Origin of the sequence: Amycolatopsis heterodermiae (assembly GCF_034929455.1) — a bacterium.
Classification (GTDB): domain Bacteria; phylum Actinomycetota; class Actinomycetes; order Mycobacteriales; family Pseudonocardiaceae; genus Amycolatopsis; species Amycolatopsis heterodermiae.
Genome location: NZ_JAYFSI010000008.1, coordinates 73,805 through 98,842 on the forward strand (window position 1 = coordinate 73,805; position 25,038 = coordinate 98,842).

At 71.5% G+C, this 25,038-nt stretch carries 22 protein-coding genes and 1 tRNA gene; 4 read left to right on the forward strand and 19 right to left on the reverse strand.

All coding sequences use genetic code 11. The features are described 5' to 3' along the window. Positions 1 to 126: 126 nt before the first annotated feature. The 19 genes from VA596_RS30800 to VA596_RS30890 all read right to left on the reverse strand — a co-directional run bounded on the left by VA596_RS30800 (position 127) and on the right by VA596_RS30890 (position 19,397). Positions 127 to 1,239, reverse strand: a complete 1,113-nt coding sequence (locus tag VA596_RS30800; protein ID WP_323331711.1) for an XdhC/CoxI family protein — start codon at positions 1,237 to 1,239, stop codon at positions 127 to 129. Then, positions 1,232 to 2,344, reverse strand: coding sequence for a vWA domain-containing protein (locus VA596_RS30805; protein WP_323331712.1), 1,113 nt, complete (start codon positions 2,342 to 2,344; stop codon positions 1,232 to 1,234). The genes VA596_RS30800 and VA596_RS30805 overlap by 8 nt, the downstream gene beginning before the upstream one ends. A 23-nt stretch (positions 2,345 to 2,367) precedes the next feature. After that, positions 2,368 to 2,441, reverse strand: a tRNA-Arg gene (locus tag VA596_RS30810). 305 nt (positions 2,442 to 2,746) lie between these two features. Further along, a complete protein-coding gene (locus tag VA596_RS30815; protein WP_323331713.1) occupies positions 2,747 to 4,513 on the reverse strand; it encodes a hypothetical protein in 1,767 nt (588 codons plus the stop codon). A 47-nt stretch (positions 4,514 to 4,560) separates the two neighbouring features. After that, positions 4,561 to 5,439, reverse strand: coding sequence for an AAA family ATPase (locus tag VA596_RS30820; RefSeq protein WP_323331714.1), 879 nt, complete (start codon positions 5,437 to 5,439; stop codon positions 4,561 to 4,563). A gap of 792 nt (positions 5,440 to 6,231) precedes the next feature. After that, positions 6,232 to 6,819: a nucleotidyltransferase family protein gene (locus VA596_RS30825; protein WP_323331715.1), complete on the reverse strand. Its 588-nt coding sequence runs from the start codon at positions 6,817 to 6,819 to the stop codon at positions 6,232 to 6,234. Next, positions 6,812 to 7,642, reverse strand: a complete 831-nt coding sequence (locus tag VA596_RS30830) for an IclR family transcriptional regulator domain-containing protein (RefSeq protein ID WP_323331716.1) — start codon at positions 7,640 to 7,642, stop codon at positions 6,812 to 6,814. Before VA596_RS30830 ends, VA596_RS30825 begins: the two co-directional genes overlap by 8 nt. A gap of 9 nt (positions 7,643 to 7,651) precedes the next feature. Further along, positions 7,652 to 8,053, reverse strand: coding sequence for a 4-carboxymuconolactone decarboxylase (gene pcaC / locus VA596_RS30835; protein ID WP_323331717.1), 402 nt, complete (start codon positions 8,051 to 8,053; stop codon positions 7,652 to 7,654). Then, positions 8,050 to 8,826, reverse strand: coding sequence for a 3-oxoadipate enol-lactonase (pcaD, locus tag VA596_RS30840; protein WP_323331718.1), 777 nt, complete (start codon positions 8,824 to 8,826; stop codon positions 8,050 to 8,052). The genes pcaC and pcaD overlap by 4 nt, the downstream gene beginning before the upstream one ends. 14 nt (positions 8,827 to 8,840) lie before the next feature. Next, positions 8,841 to 9,395 (reverse strand): protocatechuate 3,4-dioxygenase subunit alpha, encoded by a 555-nt coding sequence (gene pcaG, locus VA596_RS30845; protein WP_323331719.1) that lies wholly within the window; start codon positions 9,393 to 9,395, stop codon positions 8,841 to 8,843. Beyond that, the gene (gene pcaH, locus VA596_RS30850) at positions 9,395 to 10,129 is read right to left on the reverse strand and encodes a protocatechuate 3,4-dioxygenase subunit beta (protein WP_323331720.1); all 735 of its coding nucleotides are present in this window, start codon (positions 10,127 to 10,129) and stop codon (positions 9,395 to 9,397) included. The genes pcaG and pcaH overlap by 1 nt, the downstream gene beginning before the upstream one ends. Positions 10,130 to 10,139: 10 nt before the next feature. Further along, the gene (locus tag VA596_RS30855) at positions 10,140 to 11,321 is read right to left on the reverse strand and encodes a thiolase family protein (protein WP_323331721.1); all 1,182 of its coding nucleotides are present in this window, start codon (positions 11,319 to 11,321) and stop codon (positions 10,140 to 10,142) included. A 16-nt stretch (positions 11,322 to 11,337) separates the two neighbouring features. Further along, positions 11,338 to 12,096 (reverse strand): CoA-transferase subunit beta, encoded by a 759-nt coding sequence (locus VA596_RS30860; RefSeq protein WP_323331722.1) that lies wholly within the window; start codon positions 12,094 to 12,096, stop codon positions 11,338 to 11,340. Positions 12,097 to 12,823: 727 nt separating this feature from the next. After that, positions 12,824 to 13,633: a CoA transferase subunit A gene (locus tag VA596_RS30865; RefSeq protein ID WP_323331723.1), complete on the reverse strand. Its 810-nt coding sequence runs from the start codon at positions 13,631 to 13,633 to the stop codon at positions 12,824 to 12,826. Between the two features lie 165 nt (positions 13,634 to 13,798). After that, positions 13,799 to 15,106 carry a glycoside hydrolase family 27 protein gene (locus VA596_RS30870; protein WP_323331724.1) on the reverse strand — a complete coding sequence of 436 codons (1,308 nt, stop codon included), beginning with the start codon at positions 15,104 to 15,106 and terminating at the stop codon, positions 13,799 to 13,801. A 31-nt stretch (positions 15,107 to 15,137) separates the two neighbouring features. Further along, positions 15,138 to 15,971, reverse strand: coding sequence for a carbohydrate ABC transporter permease (locus VA596_RS30875; protein WP_323331725.1), 834 nt, complete (start codon positions 15,969 to 15,971; stop codon positions 15,138 to 15,140). Continuing rightward, positions 15,971 to 16,924 (reverse strand): carbohydrate ABC transporter permease, encoded by a 954-nt coding sequence (locus VA596_RS30880; RefSeq protein ID WP_323331726.1) that lies wholly within the window; start codon positions 16,922 to 16,924, stop codon positions 15,971 to 15,973. The genes VA596_RS30875 and VA596_RS30880 overlap by 1 nt, the downstream gene beginning before the upstream one ends. After that, positions 16,921 to 18,186, reverse strand: a complete 1,266-nt coding sequence (locus tag VA596_RS30885) for an ABC transporter substrate-binding protein (protein ID WP_323331727.1) — start codon at positions 18,184 to 18,186, stop codon at positions 16,921 to 16,923. Before VA596_RS30885 ends, VA596_RS30880 begins: the two co-directional genes overlap by 4 nt. Positions 18,187 to 18,206: 20 nt before the next feature. Next, on the reverse strand, positions 18,207 to 19,397 hold the full coding sequence (locus VA596_RS30890; protein ID WP_323331728.1) for an ROK family transcriptional regulator: 1,191 nt from the start codon (positions 19,395 to 19,397) through the stop codon (positions 18,207 to 18,209). Between the two features lie 76 nt (positions 19,398 to 19,473). Here VA596_RS30890 and VA596_RS30895 point away from each other — a divergent pair, with 76 nt between their 5' ends. From VA596_RS30895 to VA596_RS30910, 4 genes are all read left to right on the forward strand, one after another. Then, a complete protein-coding gene (locus VA596_RS30895) occupies positions 19,474 to 21,561 on the forward strand; it encodes an alpha-galactosidase (protein WP_323331729.1) in 2,088 nt (695 codons plus the stop codon). Positions 21,562 to 21,670: 109 nt separating this feature from the next. After that, positions 21,671 to 22,558 (forward strand): SGNH/GDSL hydrolase family protein, encoded by an 888-nt coding sequence (locus VA596_RS30900; RefSeq protein WP_323331730.1) that lies wholly within the window; start codon positions 21,671 to 21,673, stop codon positions 22,556 to 22,558. Positions 22,559 to 22,567: 9 nt separating this feature from the next. Beyond that, complete coding sequence (locus tag VA596_RS30905) at positions 22,568 to 23,500, forward strand: 2-hydroxyacid dehydrogenase (protein ID WP_323331731.1); 933 nt, start codon at positions 22,568 to 22,570, stop codon at positions 23,498 to 23,500. After that, positions 23,497 to 24,621 (forward strand): glycerate kinase, encoded by a 1,125-nt coding sequence (locus tag VA596_RS30910; protein ID WP_323331732.1) that lies wholly within the window; start codon positions 23,497 to 23,499, stop codon positions 24,619 to 24,621. The genes VA596_RS30905 and VA596_RS30910 overlap by 4 nt, the downstream gene beginning before the upstream one ends. The last annotated feature ends 417 nt before the right edge of the window (positions 24,622 to 25,038 follow it).

Sequence of the window (25,038 nt, forward strand, 5' to 3'; positions counted from 1 at the left end):
AGCGTGCTACGCCTTCATGGCGCGGACAAGTCCTGATGTCACACGTTCGGCGGCCGTTCCCGCAGCTGCGGGAGAATCCACAGTGGAATCACCGCATCCGCGGAAAGGCTGCCCGGGTGAACTTTTTCAGCCGTGGATCCGGCCGGACAGCTCCGCGAGGCGCTTGCCGCCGCCGCCCCACCGCAGCGCGATGATCTCCGCGGCGATGGACACGGCAGTCTCCTCCGGCGTGCGGGCGCCCAGGTCGAGGCCGATCGGCGACGACAGCCGCTCCAGCTCGGGCTCGGTGATGCCGGCTTCGCGCAGCCGCGAGAACCGGTCGTCGTGCGTCTTGCGGGAGCCCATCGCGCCGACATACCCGACGTCGAGGCGCAAAGCGACCTCCAGCAGCGGGACGTCGAACTTCGGGTCGTGGGTGAGCACCGCGATCGCCGTGCGCTGGTCGATCCGGCCCGCCTCGGCTTCGGCGGTCAGGTACCGGTGCGGCCAGTCGACGACGACCTCGTGCGCGTCCGGGAACCGGCTGCTGGTGGCGAACACCGGCCTCGCGTCGCACACCGTGACCTGGTAACCGAGGTAGGCGCCCATGCGCGCCATCGCGGCGGCGAAGTCGATCGCGCCGAAGACCAGCAGGCGGGGCGGCGGCTCGAAGGAGTTGACGAACACCGCCATCCCCTCGCCGCGGCGCTGCCCGTCCGGGCCGTAGTGCAGGGTGCCGGTGCGGCCGCTGGCCAGCAGGCCGCGCGCGTCGTCGGCCACCGCGTCGTCCATCCGCGACGACCCCAGCGAACCCTCGACGCGATCCGGCCAGACGATCATGTGCTCGCCGACGAGGCCCGTGTGCTCGTGTTCGATGACCGTGACGACCGCGACGGGCTCGCCGCTGCGGACCGAGGCGACGACGTCACCGAGCTCCGGCATCGACTCGCGGTCGACGTGCTCGACGTAGATGTCGATGATCCCGCCGCAGGTCAGGCCGACGGCGAACGCGTCGTCGTCGGTGACGCCGTAGCGCTGCAGCACCGGCTTGCGCTCGGCGACCACCTCCTGCGCCAGCTCGTAGACCGCGCCTTCGACGCAGCCGCCGGAGACGCTGCCCGCGACGGTCCCGTCCGGGGCGACCACCATCGCGGCGCCGGGGGCTCGCGGGGCGGACGAGAAGGTGGCGACCACGGTGCCCAGCCCCACGGTCTCCCCCGCCGACCAGCGGCGGAACACGTCGTCCAGTACGTCACGCATCGGAAATCTCCCCGAGCAGTCGTTCCAAGGTGGCCAGGGTGTGCCCGGCCAGCAGCCGGTCGATGTGGGGCAGTGCGGCCACGATGCCCGACTGGACCGGAGCGTACCCCGCGCGGCCGGCGTGCGGATTCACCCAGAATACGGCGTGCGCCAGCCGGCGCAGCCTCGCGAGCTGTTCGCCGAGCAGGCTGGTGTCGCCGCGCTCCCAGCCGTCGGAGAACACCGTGACGACCGCGCGCCGGGCCACGCCGCGCTGCCCCCAGCGGTCGAGGAAGGCCTGCATCGTCTCGCCGAGGCGGGTGCCGCCGGCGAAGTCCGGCACCGCCGAGCCCGCCGCCAGCATCGCGCGCTCCGGGTCGCGCTGGCGCAGCTGGCGCGAGACGCGGGTCAGCCGGGTGCCGAGGGTGAACACCTCGACGGACTGCGGCGCCGACCGCGTGAGGACGTGCGCGAACCGCAGCAGCGCGTCCGCGTACGGGCTCATCGAGCCGGAGACGTCGATCAGCAGCACGACCCGGCGCGGCCGCGAACCGCGGCGGGTGTAGGCGAGCCGGACGGGCTCACCGCCGCTGGCGAGCATCGCGCGCAGCGTGCGGGCCGGATCGAGCCGCCCGCGGCGCGACGGCGTCCGCCGGGCGGCGGGCCGCCGGGGCGGCACGGGACGGAGGGTCGCCAGCAGCTCGCGCAGGTGCTCCCGCTCGGCAGTGGTCAGCGCGGCGAGATCCCGGTGCCGGAGCACCTCCTGGGTGCTCGCGGCGACTTTCAGCTGGTCAGGGCCGTCGCCGCCCTCGGCGTCCCCGCCGGCGGTGTCGACGAGCGGCGCGATCCGCGCCTGCTTCGGCACGGGCGACGTCGTCCGCCGCGGGCCGGGCGGTTCGAGGGAGAACCACTGGCTGAACGCCTCTTCGTAACACGGGAGGTCGTCGGGGCTGGAGCACAGGGTGAGCCGGCCCGCCCAGTACAGCTGGGTGGGCTCGGCGACGTCGACCTCGGCGACGGCGGCCAGGTAGGCCTGCACGCGGTGCGCGTCGCAGGCGACACCCGCCTCCCGCAGCGCGGCGGCGAACCCGGCGTACCCGGCGACCGGATCGGAGACCGTGGTCATCTCTCCATTGTGCGCCACTTCGGTGTCCTGGCGAGGAGTCGAACCTCGGACCTCGGCGTTCGTAGCGCCGCGCTCTGTCCTGCTGAGCTACCGGGACAAGGGCGGTCTGCGCACGCGCCCCTCCCCGGGCGGGCGCAGACCGCGCTCTTCGCCGCGGCCGACCCCGGTAGCGGCGGGGCGGGCGCGAAGAGCCTTCAGAAAGAATTCAGCGGACGGCACAGGAGACCGTGCCGCAGCGGTAGGTCCGGGTTCGGGTCACGATCTCCTCCTCTCGGGTTTCTCGGTGCTGGGAAAAGCATGCCGGACCCACCTCGGCGCGGCAACGCATTTACCGGGCACGACGGACGCCCGTCCCGCGAGTCCTTTGTGGACCGCGGAACGGGCGTGCCGGGTGCGGTGGGTTCAGGAGGCCTTGATACCGGGCGTGATGGGGGCGCAGCCGCGGTTGCCTTCGGTCTTGTTGCGCTCAAGGACCGGCGGCAGCGTCCTCTGCGCGTACGCCTGGAGTTCCGCGAGCTTCGCCGGGTCGATCAGGTCGCGGCGGACGTGGTAGCTGACCCAGTTGCGCGAGTCGATGGTCATGTTGCCGATCGGGCGGTTCACGAAGATCGTCTCGTACTGGCTGTCGAACCTCGGGTCCTGGTCGAACTGCAGCGTGGTGATCCACGAGCCGATGAAGGTGATCATCTCCGGCTTCGCGGTGCCGAAGACGTAGTCGCGCAGCTCGGCCAGGTGGGAACCGTGCAGGAAGTCGGCGATCCGCTTGTCACCGAGGCCGGCCAGGTCGAGCACCCGGATGCGGCTGCCCAGCGACGTCCCGCCGAGGTCGATGAGGCCGACCTGGGCCGTGTCGGGCAGCTTCAGGATGTCCGCGAAACCGTTGATGGCCCGGGCGTCGCGCTCGGCGACGATGCACATCGCGGTCTTCGTGTTGGCGCGGTAGGTCGTGCCTTGCGTGTACAGCGAGCTCACCGAGCTGACCAGGGCGACCACGAGCAGGCAGGCCAGCACGATCCGGCCGCGCGGGCGCGCCGCGGCCAGGGCCTCGACCACGACGATCGCGCCGCCGAACGCGCCGAGCGTCCACACCGGCGTGGCGAACCGCAGCTGCCCCATCCAGTCCGACTCGAGCACGATGAACGCGACCACGGTCAGCCCGAACGGCGCCAGCAGGGCGATCAGGCCGGTGCGCAGCCGCGACGGCCGGACCAGCAGCATCACCAGGCACGCGACGGCGACCGCGACGATCAGCCAGCCCACGTAGTCGACGATCTGGCCGGGCCGGTCGAGGTCGTCGAGGGTGGGCGGTTCCTGCCCCTTCGCGACGGCGGTGTTGGGCACCAGCCGGCCGAACTCGAACCAGCGGAAGACCACGTACGCGCCGTAGGGCACGACGAAGGCGACGGCCGAGACGACGACGGCGCGGATGCTGCGGGCCAGCAGCTCCCGCTTGAGGAACAGCGCGACGACGATCGGGTACACGCCGGCGTAGATGATCCCGTCGGGCCGGGTCAGCGCGGCGGCCACGGCGATCAGCCCGGCCCCCACGGCGACCTGGTGGTTCAGGAGCTTGCCGCTCTGGACGGCGCGCAGGCAGAGCACCGCGACCGCGGCGACGGTCAGCGCGTAGAACGAGTTCTCCAGGCCGGAGAAGCACCAGATCACGAACGACGGGATCGCGGCGAGCGCGGCACCGGCCACGAAGGTGATCAGCGCCGGGCGGCGGCTGAGCGTCTTCGCGCCGAAGTAGAACAGGACCAGGACGCCGAGGCAGCAGGCCAGGGCGAGGGCCTTCGGGAACAGGATCTGGTCGTTGACGCCGAAGATCGTGCCGTGGTCGAACAGCCCGACGAGCTTGCCGACGGCGAGCAGGATCATCCAGGTCGGGTTGGAGTACCCCTCGACCGGCGAGGCGCCGGGCTGCAGCACCGGGCCGAAGCCGTCGGCGACGTTGCGCGAGTAGGCGAACGTGATGGCCGAGTCGTCGATCAGCCAGTGGCCGTAGAACGAGGCGTGCACGGCGATCAGCGCGGTGCCCCCGAGGACCGCGGCCACGGCCGCGAGCTTGGCCCGCCACCCCCGCCGGGTCCCCGTCGGATCGGCCGGCTGGGGCCGATCCGGCTCCGGCTCGGCCAGTGGTCTCGCCTCGGTCGTCTCCGCCAAGCTCATGCCGCAGGTCCTCCCACGCCTTCGGTCATCCCCCGGAACCGGCCCGGTCAGGCGAACAGGGCGTCGAGTTTGGCCCTGACCCGGTCGAGGTCTTCGCTGTACTTAAGAACCGCACCGAGCGTGCGCGCCGCCGATGCCGCGTCCAGCTCGTCACGCTGCAGTGTCATCAGGGCATTCGCCCAGTCGAGTGACTCCGCTACACCAGGTGGTTTCAGCAGGTCCATTTCCCGAAGCCGATGCACCGCTTCAGCGACCTGCCGAGCCAGAACTTCACCTATTCGAGGGATCCTACGGCGCAGGATCGTGACCTCTCGCACCAGGTCCGGATGTTCCAGCCAGTGGTAGAGGCAGCGCCGCTTGAGCGCGTCGTGCACCTCGCGGGTCCGGTTGGAGGTCAGCACCACCAGCGGCGGCGTCGCCGCGCGGACCTCGCCGTATTCGGGGATGGTCACGGCGTACTCGTCGAGCAGCTGCAGGAGGAAGGCTTCGAACTCGTCGTCGGCGCGGTCGATCTCGTCGATCAGCAGCACGCACGGGGCGCTGATGAGGGCCTGCAGCAGCGGCCGGGCCAGCAGGAACCGCTCGGTGTAGAGGGAGCGTTCGGCGGTCTCGACGTCGACGACGCCGTCGTTGGCCGCTTCGAGGGCCCGCAGGTGCAGGAGCTGCCGCGGGAAGTCCCACTCGTAGAGCGCCTGGGCGGCGTCGATGCCCTCGTGGCACTGGAGCCGCACGAGCGGCCGGTCGAGGGCGGTGGCCAGCGCGAGGGCGAGCGAGGTCTTGCCGGTGCCGGGTTCGCCTTCGCAGAAGAGCGGCCGCCCCATCCGCAGGGCGAGGAACCCGGCGGTGGCCAGGCCGTCATCGGCGAGATACCCGGTCCTGTCGAGCGCGGCAGCGAGCTCTTCGGGCGAGGCAAGCGAGTCGGTCACAAGGTCGATCGTAGGGGGCGACGGAGCAGGCCGCGGGCCACGGTGACGACGGCTTGCGAGGTCGGCTGGGGTTGTGCGGGATGGTTGAGCTGGTCGGGGACGGTACGGCGCTGCGGGCCGGGTGGTCGGAACCGGTCCGGGGTCATGGGAACGGGCTGGCCGGACATCGGCGGAGCGGGCGAGCTGGTCCGAGATCGCGGGGGCGGGCCTCCGGGCATCGGCAGGGCGAGCGGGCTGGTCCGGAATCGCGGGGACGAGCGGGACCGGAACGGCGAGGCGGGCGAGCCGGCCCGGAATCGCGGGGACGGACCTGCCGGCCAAGCAAGTGGGCGAGCTGGTCCGGAATCGCGGGACGGGCCGGCAGGGCATCGGCAAGGCGAGGATCGGGCCGTGCGCTCGGCAGGTCCGGGGTGTCGGGTCCGGTCGGACCGGGCGCCACCGCGGACCACCCGCCTGCTTGTCCACATCCCCCGAAATCCCTCCACAACCCCGCATCTTTCGCAGGGAAAGTGCCGCTCTAGGCCCCGGAGGCGCATCTTTCGTGGTGAAAGCGGCGGGCCTTTCGCCGGTTGGGCGGCTGAAGGATAGGCCCGGCAGGTCTGCGCGGGTTCAAGGGGCGGTCGAGCCCAGCAGGTCCGCGGCGATCCACTTCGCGACCGCTGCCCAGGTCTGCGCGGCTTCATGCCTGCGAGCCGAGCTCGGGAGTTCCGCGCGGCGTCAGGGGCTGGTTCAGCCCAGCGGGTCTGTGCGGCGATCCACATCGCGAGCTGAGCTCGGGAGTTCCGGGCGGCGTCAGGGGGTGGGTGAGCCTGGCAGGTCTGTGGGGCGGTCCACGTCGCGGCCGCTGCCCAGGTCTGCGCACTCGATCAGCTTCAAGTCTTTGCGGGTGGCCAGCCAGTCTCGGGCGCCGCGGTCTCCTTGGGCGGTCTGCGCTATCTGCGGCCACCAGTCGCGGCCCAGGAGGACCGGGTGGCCTGGGACTCCGTCGTATGCCGCTCGGGCTACCGCGTGCGGGCTTGCGTGGGCCGCTACCCGGGTGAGGATTTCGGGGCCTACCCACGGGAGGTCGACCAGGTGGACCAGGGCTGCGGCCGGGGCGTCTAGCTTGTTCAGCTCCGCCAAGCCCGCTCGCAGGGAGGCGCCCATGCCTGTCGCCCAGTCTTCGGCCACCACGGCCAGGGTGGGGTCGGGCAGGAGCGCGCGGACCTCGTCGGCCGATGCGCCCAGGACCACTCGGATCGGGGTGCAGCCTGCCTTCTCCAGGACCCGTAAGGCGCGGCGGACCAGGGGTTCTCCGTCCAGCTCGACTAGGGCCTTCGGGCCGCCGAAACGGCGGCCCGCTCCGGCCGCCAGCAGCAGGCCGGCGACCGGGTCAGCCATGGGCGCGGCCCGGGGCGCCGACGGCCAGGTCCGCTTCGATCGTGCGCGCGGCGGCGAGTAGCGGGGGGACGAGGTCCCGCTCGACCGACTCGGCCGTCGTGCGGCTCGCGTGCGTGGACAGGTTGACCGCGGCGGCCACCTGGCCGCGGCGGTCGTGGATCGGGGCCGCCACCGAGCGGAGGCCCTCCTCGAGTTCCTGGTCGACCATGGCCCAGCCCTGCTCCCGGACCTTCGCCAGCTCGGCGCGCAGGCGGTCGGGTGCGGTGACCGTACGGTCCGTCAGGCGATCCAGCCTCGCGACCGCGAAGTACTCCTCCAGCTCCTCCTGGCCGAGGCCGGCCAGCAGGACGTGCCCCATCGACGTCGCGTACGCCGGGAAGCGGGTTCCCACGTTGATGCTCACCGTCATGATGCGCGAGACCGCCACGCGCGCCACGTAGACGATGTCGGTCCCCTCCAGCACCGAGACCGAACTGGACTCGTGCACGTCGGCCGACAGGCGCTCGAGGTGGGGTTGCGCCACCTCGGGCAGCGTCATGCTCGACAGGTACGAGTACCCCAGCTCGAGGACGCGGGCGGTGAGCGAGAAGTACTTGCCGTCCGTGCGGACGTAACCGAGGTCGGCCAGCGTGAGCAGGAAACGGCGCGCCGCGGCCCGCGTGAGGCCGGTGGCGCGGGCGACGTCGCTCAGGGTCAGCTCGGCCGCGCCCGCGTGGAACGCCTTGATGACGGCCAGCCCGCGCTCCAGCGACTGCACGTGGTGGGCGCCGCGGTGGGCCGGCTCGCCGTCCAGCTCGGCTTCGAAGGGCAGACCCGCGTTCATCCCGGAACCTTATCCGGCGTCCGCGGGCAGGGCGGTCGGCTCGCCGAGCTCGGCAAGGGTGCGCTGGGCGATCGCGAACGCCGCGTTCGCCGCCGGCGCGCCTGCGTAGACGGCCGTGTGCAGCAGGACCTCGCCGATCTCCGCCGCCGTGAGGCCGTGGCGGACCGCCGCCCGCACGTGCATCGGCAGTTCGTTGTGCGCCTGCAACGCCGTGAGCGCCGCCAGCGTGACGCAGCTGCGCGTCCGCCGGTCGAGGCCGTCGCGGGACCAGACCGAGCCCCACGCGCCCTCGGTGATGTAGTCCTGGAACGGGCGGCTGAACTCGGTCGTGCCGGCGACCGCGCGGTCGACGTGCTCGTCGCCCAGCACCTCGCGGCGCACCTTCATGCCCTGCTCGTGGCGGTCGGTCACAGTGCCTCCAGGTGCTCGAGGATCAGCCTGGTGAACTCCTCGGGCTGCTCGTAGTTGCCCAGGTGCGCGGCGTCCGCCACGATCTCCAGCCGCGCGCCGGGGATGCCGTCGGCGATCGGGCGGGAGTGCTCCTCCGGCGGCGTCGCCGGGTCGTCGGCACCGGCGATGACCAGAGTGGGGGCGGTGATCTTCGGCAGCACGTCGAGCAGGTCCATCCGCTCGATCGCGCCGCAGCAGGACGCGTACCCCTCGGCCGGGACCTCGGAGATCATCGAACGCAGGAACGCGGCCCGGTCGGGGTGCCGTCCGAGGTAGGCGGGGGTCAGCCACCGGCCGACACCCGGGCCGGCCACGGCCGCGGTGCCCTCCGCGCGGACCGTCCGGGCCCGCTCCGCCCACATCTCCGGCGGGCCGAACTTGGCGGACGTGCAGCAGAGCACCAGGCTCGCGATCCGGTCGGGCGCGTGGACGCCGAGCCACATGCCGGCCATCCCGCCGAGCGACAGGCCCACCAGGTGCGCCTTCGCGATGTCGAGGTCGTCCAGCAGCGCGAGGAAGTCGGCGCCCAGGTCTTCGAGGTCGTACGGCCCGGGCGGCACCGGCGACGCACCGTGGCCGCGCGTGTCGTACCGCACCACCCGGAAACCGCGCTCCAGCAACGGAACCACCTGGGGCTCCCACATCCGGAGGTCGCTGCCCAGCGAACCGGCGAACACCACCACCGGCCCGTCTTCAGGGCCTTCTACGACCCGGTGCACCGGTACGGCGTCCACGTTCCCATCTCCGTTCATAGGGCGAAGAACACCGTCTCACCGTCGCCCTGCAACCGCACGTCGAAGCCGTAGCCGTCCGCGGTCTTCGCGGCGATCAGCGTGCCGCGGCGATCCTCCGGCACCGCCGCCAGCGTCGGGTCCGCCGAGTTGTCCTGGTCCGCGAAGTAGATCCGCGTGACGACCCGGTTGAGCAGGCCGCGCGCGAACACCGACACGTCGATGTGCCGCGCCTGCGTGGTGCCGCCCCCGCCGGGCAGCACACCCGGCAGCAGGGTCAGGATCCCGTACGTTCCATCGGTTTCCGTCGGGCAGCGGCCGAAGGCGCGGAACTCGCCGGACGTCTCTCCGCGCGGGTCGTCGGGGTGGTGGAAGCCGCCTTCGGGGTCGGCCTGCCAGGTCTCGATCATGGCGTCCGGGACCGGGTCACCGGCGCCGTCGCGCACGGTGCCGCGGATCCAGAACGCGCCGGGGGTGCCCTCCGGCACGACGTACGGGCCGTCCGGCCAGGGCAGGCCGATCGACAGGTACGGGCCGACGGTCTGCGACGGGGTGGGCAGCAGCTTGGGCATCAGTCCTCGTCCTCCTCCTCTTCGAACACCGACGCCTCGCTCCCGCGCAGCACGATGTCGAACTGGTAGCCGAGCGCCCACTCCGGCCGCGTGATGTCGTGGTCGTACCGCGAGATCATGCGCTGCCGGGCCTTCTCGTCCGGGATCGAGTTGAAGATCGGGTCCTGGGAGAAGAGCGGGTCGTCCGGGAAGTACATCTGGGTGACCAGCCGCTGGGTGAACGCCGAGCCGAACACCGAGAAGTGGATGTGCGCGGGACGCCAGGCGTTGTCGTGGTTCTTCCACGGGTACGCGCCGGGCTTGATGGTGGTGAAGGTGTAGCGCCCGTCGCTGTCGGTCAGGGCACGCCCGACGCCGTCGAAGTTCGGGTCGAGCGGGGACGGCCAGCGGTCGCCGGTGTGCCGGTAGCGCCCGCCCGCGTTCGCCTGCCAGATCTCGACCAGCGAGTCGCGCACCGGGCGGCCGTCACCGTCGAGCAACCGCCCGGTGACGACGATCCGCTGGCCCTGCGGCTCCTCCGCGTGCTGGCGGGTGAGGTCGCTGTCGTGCTCGCCGAGGCGGCCGGGCCCGAGCAGCGGGCCGGTGACCTCGGTCAGCATCTGCGGGAGCAGCACCAGCGGCTGGTGCGGGTGCCGCAACGCCGTGGACCGGTAACCGGTGAAGCCCAGCGGCGGGTGCGTGCCTTCGGGGTCCGGCCCGTAGCGCGGCAGCTTGAGTTCGGTCGGAGCAGCCATGGTGCCTCCCTTACCGGCCTTCGAGGACGACGGCCAAGCCCTGGCCGACGCCGATGCAGATGGCGGCGAGTCCCCAGCCACCGCCGCGGCGGTGCAGGTCGTGCGCCAGGGTGCCGAGGATCCGGCCACCGGACGCGCCGAGCGGGTGGCCGATGGCGATCGCGCCGCCGTGGGTGTTGACGATTTCGGGGTCGAGCTTCGGCCAGTCGCGCAGGCAGGCCAGCGACTGGGCGGCGAAGGCCTCGTTCAGCTCCACCGCGGCCAGGTCGTCCCAGCCGATGCCCGCGCGCTCCAGCGCGATCTCGGCCGCGCGCACCGGGCCGATGCCGAACACGTCCGGGTCGACGCCCGCCGCGCCCCGCCCGGCGATCCGGGCGAGCGGGGCCCGGCCGAGCCGGCTCGCGGCCGCCTGGTCACCCAGCAGCAGAGCCGAGGCGCCGTCGTTCAGCGGTGAGGCGTTGCCCGCGGTGACGGTGCCGTTCTCCTTGCGGAACGCGGGCTTGAGCTTCGCCAGCTTCTCCGGGCTGGAGTCCGGGCGGATGCCCTCGTCGCGGGCCAGGTCCACGCCGTCGACCGGGACGACGAGGTCGTCGTAGAAGCCCTCGTCCCACGCCTTGGCGGCGTTGACGTGGCTGCGCGCGGCGAAGGCGTCCTGCTCGTCACGGCCGATGCCGTACCGCTCGGCGAGCTTCTCGGTGGACTCGCCGAGGGAGATCGTCCACTCCCCCGGCATCGCCGGGTTGACCATGCGCCAGCCGAGGGCGGTGTTGTAGAGGGTCTGGTTGCCCGCCGGGAACGCCTTCTCCGGCTTGGGCATGACGAGCGGCGAGCGGGTCATCGACTCGACCCCGCCGGCGACGACCAGGGAGGCGTCGCCGACCTGGATCGACCGGCTGGCCTGCATCACCGCGTCGAGCCCCGAGCCGCAGAGGCGGTTGACGGTGCTGCCGGGGATGCTCGTCGGCCAGCCCGCGAGCAGCGTGGCCATGCGGGCGACGTTGCGGTTGTCCTCACCCGCGCCGTTCGCGTCGCCGAGGGTCACCTCGTCCACTGTGGACGGATCGAGGTCGTTGCGGGACTGGACGGCCTTGAGCACGGTCGCGGCGAGGTCGTCCGGGCGGACGCCGGCCAGCGCCCCGCCGTAGCGGCCGAACGGGGTGCGGAGCGCGTCGAGGACGTAGACGTCGGTCATGCGGTCGCCTTCCGGGTCACTTGCTTGCCTTCTCGAGATCTCGCAGCACCGTCAGCTCCTCCTCGGTGGGGGCGGGAGTGGTCTTGAGGTCGTCCGCGACCTTCAGTGTCCACCCGGTCGCCGCCACCGCGCGCTCCAGCTCGACGCCCGGGTGGAGCTCGGTGAGGGTGAGCTCCGCGGTCTCCGAGTCGGGGCGCAGCAAGCCCAGGTCGGTGACCACCAGGGTCGGGCCCCGGCCGGGGAGGCCGAGGCGCTCGCGGTCGCCCTTGCCGGTGCCGTGGCCGAAGGACGTCACGAAGTCGACCTTCTCGACGAACGCGCGGGGGTTCTGGCGGAGCACGACGAACACCTCGCGGCAGGACGCGGCGATCTCCGGGGCACCGCCCGCGCCGGGCAGGCGGACCTTGGGGTCGTGGTAGTCCGAGCCGATCACGGTGGTGTTGATGTTGCCGAACTTGTCCAGCTGGGCGGCGCCGAGGAAGCCGACGTCGATGCGGCCGGGCTGGAGCCAGTAGTTGAAGATCTCGGGAACGCTGACCACGGCGTCGGACGTGTCGGCCAGTTCGCCGTCGCCGATGGACAGCGGGAGGCGGGACGGCTTGGCGCCGAGGCAGCCGGACTCGTAGATGAGGGTGAGGTCGGGGGCGTGGGCGCGGCGGGCGAGGTTGGCCGCCTTGCTCGGCAGGCCGATGCCGACGAAGCAGGACATGCCGTCGCCGAGGGCGCGGGCGGCCGCGACACTCATCATCTCGTCGGCGGTGTAGTCGGTGGTCATGCCGTTGCCTCCGCTGTGGTGCGGGTGTCGCCGGGGTTTGGGGTGGTGGGCGCTGCCTCGGGGAAGGGGGCGGCGACCGCCTGGGCGGTGGCCCGGCTTGGGGTGGTGGTTGCCGGCTGTGAACGGCAGATTGGTGTGCGCACGCTGAGCGGGGTGGGGGTTGTGCGGGCGGGGATGGCTGATCGTGAGAGGACACCGGGTGTGGGCCGGGCCGGGGTCACGTGGGCGCGGGCGGTGGTCACGGATGGCGCGAGGACATCAGGAGTGCACCGAGCGAGCCCGCCAGGCGTTACGCGGGCGGCGGGGCCTTGTTGCGCGAGCAAGCTCGGCATGCGCAGAACACGGCCGCCGAATGAGGTGGGAGTTACGCGGGCGGGGACGGTAGTTGCCGACCGCACGACGACACCCGGGGTACGCCGAGCGAGACTGCCGAACGGGGCGAGGGTCGGGTGGGCAGTAGTCGCCGGCTGCGCGGGGACATCTGGCGTGTGCTGGGTGAAGCCGCCGAGTGGGATGGGGGTGGTGGGGACCGGGGTGGTGGGCGCTGCCTCGGGGAAGGGGGCGGCGACCGCCTGGGCGGACGATCGGGTCGGACGCGCGCAAGCCTCGACCACGCCCGCTGGGCTGAAGACAGTCGCGCCGGAAAAGGGGGCGGCGAGTGTCCCGGAGGACGCGACGTCGGTGGGCTGCATTGGGGAGAACCTGCGTCCCGCGGCCGGAGTGAGGGTCATGCCTTTACCCCGGTCAGGTCGTTCAGCCACTTCGTGAACGTCTCGCGGTCGCGGCCCACCTTGTCCCAGGCCTGGTAGGCCGCGTTGTCGCGCTCGTAGTAGCCCGCTGCGTAGGACGGCTTGGCGCCGCCTGGGACCTCGGCTACCGCTGTGACCACCCAGGACGGGAGGACCACCGCGCCGGGGCGGGGGGTCAGGGTTTCGACGATCTCCTCCACCGTCACCAGTGAACGCTTGGCTGCCAGGACCGCTTCCTTCTGGACGCCGGTGATGCCCCACATCTGGACGTTGCCCGCTCGGTCGGCTTGCTGGGCGTGGACGATCGAGACGTCCGGGTTCAGGGCCGGGACCGCCGTCAGCTGCTCGCCGGTGAAGGGGCACGTGATCGGCTTGATCGTGTCCGTCTGCGCCGGGAGATCTGTGCCGGTGTAGCCGCGCAGGACGGCGAACGGGAGGCCGGACGCGCCCGCCACGTAGCGGTTGGCCATGCCTGCGTGGCTGTGTTCTTCGATCTCCAGCGGCACTGGCCAGTCGTGTTGGACCGCGTCGCGGAACCTGTGCAGCGAGCCGACTCCGGGGTTGCCGCCCCAGGAGAAGATCAGCTTGCTCGCGCAGCCGGCGCCGATGAGCTGGTCGTACACGATGTCCGGGGTCATCCTGGCCAGCGTGAGACCACGCCGGCCCTGCCGGATGATCTCCTGCCCGGCCGCGACCGGGATGAGGTGCGTGAAGCCTTCGAGCGCGACGGTGTCCCCGTCGTGCACCAGGCGGCCCACGGCCTCCTCCAGCGACAGCAGCTCCGCCATCACACACCCCAAACTGTTCGCATCACGCACACTCGTTCTGCAACCGAACATAGCATGACGCCCGGGGCGCCGACCAGGTGTCTTCCACCCAATGGATGACGCAAGCACGTCGAAGGGGACTTTCCGAGCGTGCACCGCGCGGAAAGTCCCCTTCGGGAACCCGGCTCAGCCGATGCGGACCAGGCGCGAGCCGTGGGCCGGGACGGCGGACGCGGTCCACGAGCCCCGGAACCGGCCGAGGTCCGTGCGCGCCACCAGGTCACGCACCGGGCTCGATCCGTGGCCACCCAGGTCCACCTTGATGTCCGCGGGCGCCGAGCCCAGGTTGTAGACGGCCGCGTACGTCCGGCCGTCCGGTGCGCGCTTCTTCCACACCTGGAGGTCGCCGCCCGTCACCTGGGTCGGGTAGGACCCGGTCTGGTCGACGCGGATGACCTCGGGATTCGTCAGGATCGACACCGCGGTGGAGTCCAGGAAGTAGATGTCTCCCCCGACGTACAGCGGCGAGGACGCCATTGACCAGAACGTCATCACGCTCTGCCGTTCGACGTCGGAGATACCGTCCTGGATCCCACTACCGGAGTTGTTGCTGATGGGCATCGAGTCCAGGTCCGGACGGAACTGCGGACCGAAGACGCCCAGCCAGGCGGGCAGATCCGTCCAGCGCGCCTTCACCGAGCTGTCCCATGTCGACACCGTGTCGCAGTAGCACTCGACGTCGGTGTTGATGCGGACGCCGTTGGCGTACGGCGCGAGAGCGGGCCCGATCGAGCGCGGCACCGGCCACGCGCTCGCCGTCAGCCACATCGGCCGCCGCGCGTGGTCGATGGCCGCGGACCACGCCTTGATGTCGGCGACGTTGTCCGCGGTCGTCCCGTCCACCTTGACGAAGTCGACACCCCAGGACGCGAACCGCGCGACGATCGAGTCGTAGTACTTCTGCGCGCACGGGTTCCCGAAATCGACCTTCCAGTTGCCGCCCCAGCCGTTCGACGGGGTCAGCGGCCGGTACGCGATGTCCTGCGCGTGGCACGACGTGCCGAGGATCGGCGCGTTCTTGTCGTAGACCTCCTTCTCCAGCCCGGTCACCGCGTACAGGCCGAGCTTCAGCCCACGCGCGTGCACGTAGGAGGCCAGCGCGGGGATCCCGGACGGGAACCGGCCCGGGTCCGGCGCCGGGATGCCGTTGACGTCGGTGTGGAACACCCACGCGAGGTCCGCGTTCCAGCCGGAGTCGATGTTGACGTTGGTGTAGCCGGCCGGCTTGAGCTTCGCCGCGAGGGCGTCGGCCGCGTCGCGGATGTGCCCTTCGTTCAGCCAGGACGTGCCGTAACCGGCCCGCGTGGACGATTCGAGGCTCCAGCTGCTCCAGCCCATGAACGGCTTGACGAACGGTGTCCGCGCGTCGGCCGAAGGCACCAGGAACGTGAGAAAGCCCAGTACAGCAAGACAAACGGAAAGGAGACGCTTCAAGAGAGACACTCCTCGGAACGGGGACGGGGAACTACTCCTTGAGGCCGCTCGCCGCGATTCCGCTGACGATGAACCGTTGCGCGACCAGGAACATCGCGACCAGCGGCGCGATGGTGACGAGCGCGCCGGCGAACAGCGCCGGCAGGTTGACCGACTGCGCGGTCAGGAACGTCGAGAGCGCGATCTGCGCGGTCCACGACGACGGGTCCTGCCCGATCACCAGCGGCCACAGGAACGCGTTCCAGCTTTCGATGAACATCAGCGCGCCGAGCGACGCGATCATGGCCCCGGAGTTCGGCAGCACGAGCCGCCGGTAGACGCCGAGGTAACCGAGGCCGTCGAGCCGCCCGGCCTCCTCGATCTCGGAGGGGAACCGCAGGTAGAAGTTGCGGAAGAGGATCACGGTGAACGCGCTGAACAGGTTCGGCGCGATGATCCCCCACTCGGTGTTGACCCCGCCCAGCGAACCCACGACGACGAACGTCGGGACGAACGTGACCGACTGCGGGATCATCAGCGTGACCAGCACGTACGTGAACACGGCACGGCGCCCGGGCACGTTGATCCGGGCCAGCGCGTAGCCCGCCATCGAGCCGAAGAGCGTGCCGACCGGCGCGGTCACGATCGCGACCAGGAACGAGTTCCACAGCGAGTGCGCCATCGGCACCGAAGCGTCGGCGAACAGGTCGCCGAAGTTGACCCACGACAGCGGGTCCGGCAGCCACGACCAGTCCGGCGAGCTGACCTGCTGTCGGGTCATCAGCGCGTTGCGCAGCATGATGTAGAACGGCAGCAGGAAGATCACCGCGAGCACCGAGGCCAGTACGTACTTCGGCGCTTTCCGCGGGGCGGTCAGGACGGCCATCAGTCCTTCTTCCCGAAGCCGACGAACCGGCCCTGCAGCAGGGTGATCACGACGATGAGCACGGTCAGCAGGAACGCGCCGGCCGAGCCGACGCCGTAGTTCTGGTCGCCGAGCGCGGAGTCGTAGAGGTAGACCAGCGGCGGCTTCACCGGCGCCGTCGCGGTGCCGGAAAGCCCGGTGCCGAACAGGTTGTAGAACTCGTCGAACGCCTGGAACGCGGCGATGAGGATGAGCAGCAGCACCGCGACGGAGGTGTTCCGCAGCTGCGGCAGCGTGATGTACCGGAAGGCCTGCCACTTGGTCGTGCCGTCCAGCTCACCCGCCTCGTACAGCGACGGCGAGATCGCCTGCAGCCCCGCGAGGAAGAGGATCATGTACAGCCCGACCTGCAGCCACAGCCGCAGCGTCACCACCGCGACCCAGTACACCGGCGGGCTCGTCTCCGACAGCCACGGCACCGGGTCGGCGCCGAACAGCCCGCCGAGCACGTTCGCGACGCCCGAGGGCAGGCCGTTGAACAGCGCCATCTTCCACACCAGCGCCGCGACGACGTAGGACACCGCGGCCGGGATCAGGAAGATCGTCCGGAAGAACGCCTTGCCCCGCTTGATGCTGTTGATCAGCACCGCGAGGCCGAGCGACGCGACGAACGTGATCGGCACGATGAACACCGTGAACAGCGCGATCGTCGACAGGGACGTCAGGAAGGCGTCGTCGCCGAGCAGAAACGCGTAGTTGTCGAAACCGATCCAATGGCCGATGTTGATCGTGCCGCGGGCGTCGTTGAAGCTGAGCAGGAAGCTCCACGCGATCGCGACGTACTTGAACAGCCCCAGCCCGATGACGACCGGGCCGGTGAGCACGGTGAACGCGCCGATCGCCCGCCAGTCCCGGCGACGGCGGCGCGTCTTCGGCGTCACCGGGACGGCCGGGGCTTCCAGTACGGCTGTCATGCCAGCTGCTTGTCGACTTCGGCCTGGGCCTTCTTCGCCGCGTCCCCCAGCTCGGCGGCCGGGTCCGCCCCGTTCGCGATCTTGGTCGCGGCCTGCAGGAACAGCGTCGCCGACGCCTTGTTCCACAGCCCCGAATACGACTTGCCGTTCTGCTGCGAGATCGTGACGGCGTCCTTCGCCGGGCCGCTGGAGAACTCGGTCGTCTGCGCGGCGACCGGCTTGCGGGCCGGGATGTGGAAGCCGTACTTGACGCACCAGTCCTTCTGCAGGTCGGCGTTCTTGATCCACAGCCAGTCGATGAACTGCTTCACCGCATCCAGATGAGCGGACTTCGCGTTGGCCAGCTGGTACCAGCCGCCGACCCGCGCGACCTGCTTGCCGGCGTCGCCGAACTTCGGCCACGCGACGACGCCGAAGTCGTCGCCCAAGGCCTTCTTGACGTCCGGCAACGACCACAGGCCGCCCCACTGCATCGCGGTGGCGCCGTTGGCGAACGCGCCCGGGTCGGACCAGTCGGTCGGGTAGCCCTGGAGCAGGCCGCCGGTGTCGTGCAGCTGCTTGAGCCCGGCGATCGCGGCGACGGCTTCGGGCGAGGAGAACGCGACCTTCTTGCCGCTGCCGTCGAAGAAGTCCGCGCCGGACGACCAGAGCAGCAGCGTCGCGGCCTCGCCGACGCCGTCGGTGCCGACGTAGAGGCCCTTCTGCTTGCCGGTGTTCAGCTTGCGAGTGGCGTCGAGCAGCTCGGCGAACGTCTGCGGCGGCTGCACGCCCGCGGCCTGCAGCGCGCTCTTGCGGTAGTACAGCATCATGACGTCGTCGATCATCTTGACGCCGTAGATCTTGCCCTCGACCGTGACCGTGTCCAGCGCGGCCGGGCTGAAGTCGGCCTTGGCCGGGTCCACGATGTCGTCGAGCGGCGCGAGCAGGCCGTTCTTGACGTTCTGGTACCGGAAGTCGCCCAGCTCGAACAGGTCCGGCGCCTGCGCGGTGAGCATCGCCGAGTTGAGCTTGGTCTCGTAGTCGCCGGCGATCCAGCTGACGTTGATCGCGATGTCCGGGTTGGCCTTGGTGAACTCCTGCGCGTAGCGCTGGACCGCTTGCTGCGTCCCGGATTCGCCGTACGCGTGGTACCACTGCTGCAACGTGACCTTGGCGCCCGAAGCGGCGCCCGCGTTCTTGTTCAGCGGGTCGCTCGTGCAGCCGGCGAGGGCCGCTCCCCCGGCGAAGAGGACGGAACCGACCAGGAAGCTTCGACGATTCATGGGGCTCACGGAGATTCTCCTTAGACGCTCTCGGCGACGAAAAGGCTTTGGATGGCAACGGCGGCCGCGCCCCGCGCCCACTCCTCGAACGGCAGTGGCCGGATCACCAGGCCGCAGCGGGCGGCACTGCCGAACGCCTGGACCGCGAAGGTCCGGCGGATCTGGTCCTCGAACAGGTCGTACGTGGCGACGCCCTCCCCGGAGACGACCACCCGTTCCGGGCCGAACAAGTTGACCAGCGCGGCCAGGCCGAGCCCGATCGCGTGGCCCGCAGCGGCGAACACCTCGCGCAGCGGCTCGTCGCCGCCGCGGGCGCGGACGACGGCGTCGTCCATGGTCAGTCCCGGTTCTCCGGCAATGAGCCGGGCGCGCGTGAGGATCGCTTCGGTGGACGCGATCGCCTCGACGCAGCCCCGGCCACCGCAGTGGCAGAGCGGGCCACCGTCGGCGACCGGGACGTGCCCGATCTCGCCCGCGACGCCGTGGGCGCCGCGGACCAGCGCGCCGTCGACGACCAGCGCGCTGCCGATCCCGGTCCCCACGGTGACCAGCGCGAACGACGACGCGCCGACCCCCTCGCCGAACCACTGCTCGGCCACGGTCAGCGCCTTGACGTCGTTTTCGAGCGTCACGGTGAGCCCCGTGGCGTCTTCCAGAAGGGAAGCCAGCGGGACGTCGCGCCAGCCGAGGAACGGCGAGTAGCGGACGATCCCGGATGCGCGGTCGACGTCGCCGGACACCGCGACGCCGACGCAGTAGGCGCGCTCGCGGAGGTTGCTGGTGCCGTCCGGGGTCGGCCCGGCCAGCAGCTCGCCGACGAGGTCGGCCAGCGCCCGCACGACGTGCTCGACGTCGTGGCTGGTGAGCGCGTGGTGGGCGGTGGCCCGGACGTCGGCGCGCAGGTCGGTGACCACGCCGATCAGGTCGTCGCCGGTGATCTTGACGCCCACGAAGTACTCGCGGTCGGGCCGGATCGCGAGGGGGTTCGCCGGGCGGCCCGCCCCGGGGGTCGTCCGGCCTTCGGAGGCGAGTTCTTCGAGGTAACCGGCGTCGATGAAGGGCCGGGCGGCCTTGGTGACCGCGGCGGAGGAGAGCCCGGTGCGCCGAGCGACGTCGACGCGGGAGACCGGCCCTTCGGTCAGGACCGTGGTGAACACGGTCGCGGCCGCGGGACTGGTGATCGGCGCCCTTGCCGGTGCACTGCGAGGCATGGCCGGAAGGGTAGGCAGGATTAATTAACTTCGTCAAGAATTTATTTTTCGGCTGGTCGTGCCTACGCTCAGGTCCATGTCGCTCGTGGAACACGACCCCGCGCACCGGCTGTGGCTGCTGCGCACCCCCGAGAGCTCGTACGCCTTCCGGCTCGACGACGGCGACCGGCCGCGGCACGTGCACTGGGGGCCGCCGCTGACGCTGGAGCAGGCCGCGGCGGTCGCCGGACGCCGCAACCCGGCCGAGAGCAGCTTCGACGAGCCGGGCGACGAGCGTCTCGAACTGCCGGCCGAGGGTGGCGCGTTCTTCGGCGTCGCGGCGCTGGCTGTCCGGTACGAGGACGGGACGTCGGCTCTGGAGTGGCGTTACGCGGGCTACGCGATCGAAGGAGGCGCGCTCGTCGTGCGGCTCGCGGACCGCCACTACCCGCTCGAGCTGTCGCTGCACTACCGCGTGCGCGGGGAGGTCCTCGAGCGGTGGACGACCTTGCGCAACACCGGGGACGACCCGATTTCTTTGCTGCGCACGGATTCCGCGTCCTGGACGCTCCCCCGGCGGGACGGCGTGCGGCTGAGCCGGACGTCGGGGGCGTGGAGCGCCGAGTACGGCGTGCTACGCGAACCGCTGCCCGTCGGGGAAACCACGCTCACCAGCCGTCGCGGCGTGTCGAGTCACCAGGTCAGCCCGTGGGTGATGCTCGACGCGGGCGACGCGACGGAGACGTCCGGCGAGGTCTGGTCGACCGCGCTGGCGTGGAGCGGCAGCTGGCGGATCACCGTCGAGCGGACGCACACCGGCCGCGTCACGTGGACCGGCGGGTTCGGCCACGAGAACGTCCACTGGCGGCTGAAGCCCGGGGAGACCTGGGAGACGCCGGTGTTCGCCGGGCTCTACGCGGCCGACGGCTTCGGCGGCACCAGCCGGCGCTGGCACGCCTACGTCCGCGAGTTCGTCCAGCCGCACCCGGGCGAGCTGCGGCCGATCGTCTACAACTCCTGGGAAGCGACCGGCTGGGACGTCGACGAGCAGACCGAAACGCAACTTGCCGAAGCCGCGGCCAAGCTGGGCGCCGAGCTGTTCGTGATGGACGACGGCTGGTTCGGCGCGCGCACCGGCGACACCGCCGGGCTCGGCGACTGGACCGCCAACGAGCAGCGCTTCCCCGACGGGCTCAGGCCGCTGGTCGACGCCGTCCACGCGCACGGGATGAAGTTCGGGCTGTGGGTCGAGCCGGAGATGGTCAACCCGGACAGCGACCTCTACCGCGCGCACCCGGACTGGGTGCTGCACATGGCGCACCGCACGCGCACGACGTTGCGCAACCAGCTCGTGCTCAACTTCGCGCGCCCGGACGTCGCGGACTGGGCGCACAAGTGGCTCGACCGGCTGGTCGGCGAGCACGGGATCGACTACCTCAAGTGGGACATGAACCGCGCCTTCACCGAGGCCGGGTGGCCGTCCGGCGAGGATCCCGGACGGCTGTGGATCGACCACGTCCGAGCCGTCCACGCGATCTTCGACCGGCTCCGCGCCGACCATCCGGACCTGCGGATCCAGGGCTGCGCGGGCGGCGGCGGCCGCACCGACCTGGGAATTCTCGCGCGGACCGACGAGATCTGGGCGTCGGACAACACCGACGCGGCCGATCGGATCACCATCCAGCACGGGTACGGCCAGCTCTACCCGGCCGGCACGATGTCGGCCTGGGTCACCGACAGCCCGAACCCCACCACCGGCCGGGAGGCGCCGCTGAGCTTCCGGTTCCACGTCGCGATGGCGGGGGTGCTCGGCCTGGGCGGGGACCTGCCTCGCTGGAGTCCCGAAGAACTGCGCGAGGCGGCGTCACTCGTGGCGCTGTACAAGGAGATCCGGCCCGTGGTGCAGCACGGCGAGCTGTACCGGCTGGCGGATCCGGCGCATTCGGCGTTTACCGCGGTGCAGTACGTGCTGGGCGACTCGGTCGTCGTGTTCTTCTGGCGGCGGCCGGCGGAGTTCGCGCGCCCGTTCACCCCGCCGCGCCTGGCCGGGCTGGATCCGGCGGCGCGGTACCGGGACCAGGACGGCGGGCTCCACCACGGCGCAGTGCTGCTGAGCCACGGGATCGACGTCACCCTGCCCGGCAGCGGCTACGCGAGCGCGATGGTGCGGCTGACCAGGGCCTGAATACCCACGCCGTCCGGCGTCCCCAGTACGGGTGACCCGCATTGACTTTTCACCGGGCGCGGGCTGAATGTGAAAGCTCTTCACTACGCCGCTCGCCAACGGAGGCAGCATGCGCAGGCGCCTGTTCACTCTCCTCGCCGGGCCCGTGATCGCCGCGCTCGCTGCCGCCGCCCCGGCGTCCGCGAGCACCAGTTACCACGAGTACGTGGCGCTGGGCGATTCCTGGACCGCGGACGTGTTCGTCACGCTCCCGCCCACCACCGCCTACACCCCGCTCGACTGCGCGCAGTCCACTTCGGACTACCCCCACGAGGTGGCGGGCGCGCTCGGCGTCGAAACCTTCCGCGACGCGAGCTGCGGCGGCGCCGCGACGCCCGACTTCACGCAGCCGCAGAAGCTGCCGCTCGGCGGGACGAACCCGCCGCAGTTCGACCGGCTCACGCCGACCACCGACCTGGTGACCGTCGGGATCGGCGGCAACGACATCGGGCTCGCCTCGGCCGTGACCAAATGCCTCAACGTCCTGCCGGTGAGCACGTGCAAGGCGAAGTTCACCGCCGGCGGCGTCGACCAGCTGGAAAACGCGATCACGGCCACCGAGCCCAAGATCGCCAACGCGCTGCAGGGGATCCACGAGCGCTCGCCGCAAGCGCGGGTCCTGCTGGTGAACTACCTCGCCGGGCTGCCCGCGAGCGGGAAGGGGTGCTGGCCGGTGATCCCGATCGCCGACGGCGACGTCGCGTACCTGCAGGCGAAGTTCCTCCACATGAACGCCATGCTCGCGCGGGTCGCCGCGGACAACGGCGCCGAGCTGGTCGACACCTACACCCCGACGCTCGGGCACGACGCGTGCCAGGCGCCCACCGTGCGCTACGTCGAAGGCCTGATCCCGATCTCGGTGAGCAACCCGCTGCTGCTCGCGTTCCCCTTCCACCCCAACGGCGCGGGTGCCGCGGCGCAGTCGGAGATCGTTCTCGGGGCCGTCCGCGGGGACTAGGCTGTCGGGGTGCCCAAGATCGCGGTGACCCGGTGGATACCCGACGAAGCGGTGAAGGTGCTCGCGGAAGCGGGCGACGTGGCGGTGTCACCCGCGGACCGGCCGTTGACGACGGCCGAGCTGCACGAGTTCGCCGCGGGCGCGTCGGCGGTGGTCGGGATGCTGCACGACCGGCTCGACGGCGCGCTCGCCGACGCGGCGGGGCCCGGTCTCAAGGTGGTCGCGAACGTCGCCGTCGGCTACGACAACGTCGACGTCCCGGCCCTGGCCGAGCGCGGCGTCGTCGTCACCAACACCCCGGGGGTGCTCACCGACGCCACCGCCGACCTCGCGTTCGGCCTGCTGCTCGCGATCACGCGGCGCCTCGGCGAAGGGGAACGGCTGCTGCGCTCGCGCACGCCGTGGTCGTTCCACCTCGGTTTCCTGCTGGGCTCAGGACTGCAGGGCAAGACGCTCGGCATCGTCGGGCTCGGCGAGATCGGCCGGGCGGTGGCGAAGCGGGCCGAGGCGTTCGGCATGTCGATCATCCACTCGGGACGGTCCGGCCGCGGATCCGTTTCGTTCCAGGAACTCCTGGAACGCTCGGACGTCGTCTCGCTGCACTGCCCGCTGACACCGGAGACGCGGCACCTGATCGACGCAGCCGCGTTGCGCGCCATGAAACCCGGCGCCTACCTGGTGAACACGACCCGCGGCCCGGTCGTCGACGAAGCGGCCCTCGCGGACGCGCTCGAGGCCGGGGAGATCGCCGGGGCCGCGCTCGACGTCTTCGAGCACGAACCCGACGTCGAACCGCGGCTGCTCGGGCGCGACGACGTCGTGCTCAGCCCGCACCTCGGGTCCGCCACGGTGGAGACCCGGACCGCGATGGCCGTGCTGGCGGCCCGCAACGTCGCGGCGGTGCTCGCCGGGCGTCCCCCGCTGACGGAGGTGAAGCCGTGACCCGTGTCGTCATCGCGCCGGACAAGTTCAAGGGCAGTCTCACCGCGGTCGAGGCCGCGGAGGCGATCGCACTCGGCGTGCGGGACGCGCTGCCGGACGCCGACATCGTCACCTGCCCCGTCGCCGACGGCGGCGAAGGGACCCTCGACGTGCTCGAAACCGCGGGCGCCCGGATCGTCCGGCTGACGGTCCGCGGGCCGCTCGAGGAGCCGGTCAAGGCTTCTTATGCGGTGCTCGACGGCACCGCGTACGTCGAGTCGGCGCGCGCGTGCGGCATCGAGTTCGTCGAGCCGAGCCCGGAAACCGCGCTGGCCGCGCACACCTGGGGCGTCGGCGAGCTGCTCGTGGACGCCCTGATGCACGGCGCGACGCGGCTGGTCCTGACGGTCGGCGGCACGGCGAGCACCGACGGCGGCGCCGGCATGCTGGGCGCGCTCGGCGCGGGAGTGCTCGACGCGTTCGGCGCCCCGGTCGGGCTCGGCGGCGGCACGCTGTCGAGGGTCGCGTCGGCCGAGCTGACGCCGGTGCGGGAGCGGCTGAACGGCGTGAGCGTCGCGGTCGCGACGGACGTGACGAACCCGCTGCTGGGCCCGGACGGCGCGGCGGCGGTGTTCGGGCCGCAGAAGGGCGCGGGCCCCGAGGAGGTGGCGGCGCTCGACGCGGCGCTGGCCCGGTGGGCGCACGCGCTGCAGGTCGGCGGCGCGCCGGACGTGTCGGCGGTGCCGGGCGCGGGAGCGGGCGGCGGAGTCGCGGCGGGCGCGATCGCCGGCCTCGGCGCGACGGTGGAGTCCGGGTTCGACCTGATCGCCGGGCTGACCGGGGTGGACGCCGCCCTCGACGGCGCGGACCTGGTCATCACGGGCGAAGGATCGCTCGACGAACAGAGCCTCAACGGCAAGGCCCCGGCCGGCATCGCGGCACGCGCCCGGCCGCGCGGGGTACCGCTGATGGCGCTGGCGGGCCGGATCCAGCTGGGCGAAGCCGAACTGGAGAGTCTGGGGGTCATCGCGAGCAGCGCGCTCATCGACCACGCCGAGTCGCTGGACCACGCCCGCGCGAACGCGGCGGAGTTGTTGCGGGTGCGAGCGGCGATCTTGGTCAGCAGCTGGCGGCCCCGGTAGCGGATAAGTGGGCGACCTGACGAGCCTCGACGGCGGCCGAAGCGCGCCGATCAACAACCTGGACCCAGCCGACCAAGCACAATCAGCAGCTGGCGGCCCCGCTAACGGACAAGCAGTTCCGGCGAGCCTCGGGGGCGGAAGCGCGCCGATCGACCACGCGGACTCGCCCCGATCAAGCACGGCCGACCGCCGCGCGATCAGGCGACGCCCCGCTAGCGGAGGCGAACGCGGCCGAGCTGCTGTGGTTGCGCGCGCGATTCTGGTTAGTACTCGGTGCGCCCGCCGTCGGGCGCACCGATCGGCCTCGCGGGCTCTGCTCGACCAGGCACAGCCGATGCCCGACTGGCAAGCCTCGGCGTCGCCGGACGCGCGCCTAGCGACTACCCGGACCCGGCCGACCAAGAACGGCCGAACCCA

Coding starts and splice junctions, on each gene's coding strand:
- VA596_RS30800 (WP_323331711.1), bottom strand. CDS start 1,239: ATGCGTGACGTACTGGACGACGTGTTCCGCCGCTGGTCGGCGGGGGAG.
- VA596_RS30805 (WP_323331712.1), bottom strand. CDS start 2,344: ATGACCACGGTCTCCGATCCGGTCGCCGGGTACGCCGGGTTCGCCGCC.
- VA596_RS30815 (WP_323331713.1), bottom strand. CDS start 4,513: ATGAGCTTGGCGGAGACGACCGAGGCGAGACCACTGGCCGAGCCGGAG.
- VA596_RS30825 (WP_323331715.1), bottom strand. CDS start 6,819: ATGGCTGACCCGGTCGCCGGCCTGCTGCTGGCGGCCGGAGCGGGCCGC.
- VA596_RS30830 (WP_323331716.1), bottom strand. CDS start 7,642: ATGAACGCGGGTCTGCCCTTCGAAGCCGAGCTGGACGGCGAGCCGGCC.
- pcaG (WP_323331719.1), bottom strand. CDS start 9,395: ATGCCCAAGCTGCTGCCCACCCCGTCGCAGACCGTCGGCCCGTACCTG.
- pcaH (WP_323331720.1), bottom strand. CDS start 10,129: ATGGCTGCTCCGACCGAACTCAAGCTGCCGCGCTACGGGCCGGACCCC.
- VA596_RS30855 (WP_323331721.1), bottom strand. CDS start 11,321: ATGACCGACGTCTACGTCCTCGACGCGCTCCGCACCCCGTTCGGCCGC.
- VA596_RS30860 (WP_323331722.1), bottom strand. CDS start 12,096: ATGACCACCGACTACACCGCCGACGAGATGATGAGTGTCGCGGCCGCC.
- VA596_RS30865 (WP_323331723.1), bottom strand. CDS start 13,633: ATGGCGGAGCTGCTGTCGCTGGAGGAGGCCGTGGGCCGCCTGGTGCAC.
- VA596_RS30875 (WP_323331725.1), bottom strand. CDS start 15,971: ATGGCCGTCCTGACCGCCCCGCGGAAAGCGCCGAAGTACGTACTGGCC.
- VA596_RS30880 (WP_323331726.1), bottom strand. CDS start 16,924: ATGACAGCCGTACTGGAAGCCCCGGCCGTCCCGGTGACGCCGAAGACG.
- VA596_RS30885 (WP_323331727.1), bottom strand. CDS start 18,186: ATGAATCGTCGAAGCTTCCTGGTCGGTTCCGTCCTCTTCGCCGGGGGA.
- VA596_RS30890 (WP_323331728.1), bottom strand. CDS start 19,397: ATGCCTCGCAGTGCACCGGCAAGGGCGCCGATCACCAGTCCCGCGGCC.
- VA596_RS30895 (WP_323331729.1), top strand. CDS start 19,474: ATGTCGCTCGTGGAACACGACCCCGCGCACCGGCTGTGGCTGCTGCGC.
- VA596_RS30900 (WP_323331730.1), top strand. CDS start 21,671: ATGCGCAGGCGCCTGTTCACTCTCCTCGCCGGGCCCGTGATCGCCGCG.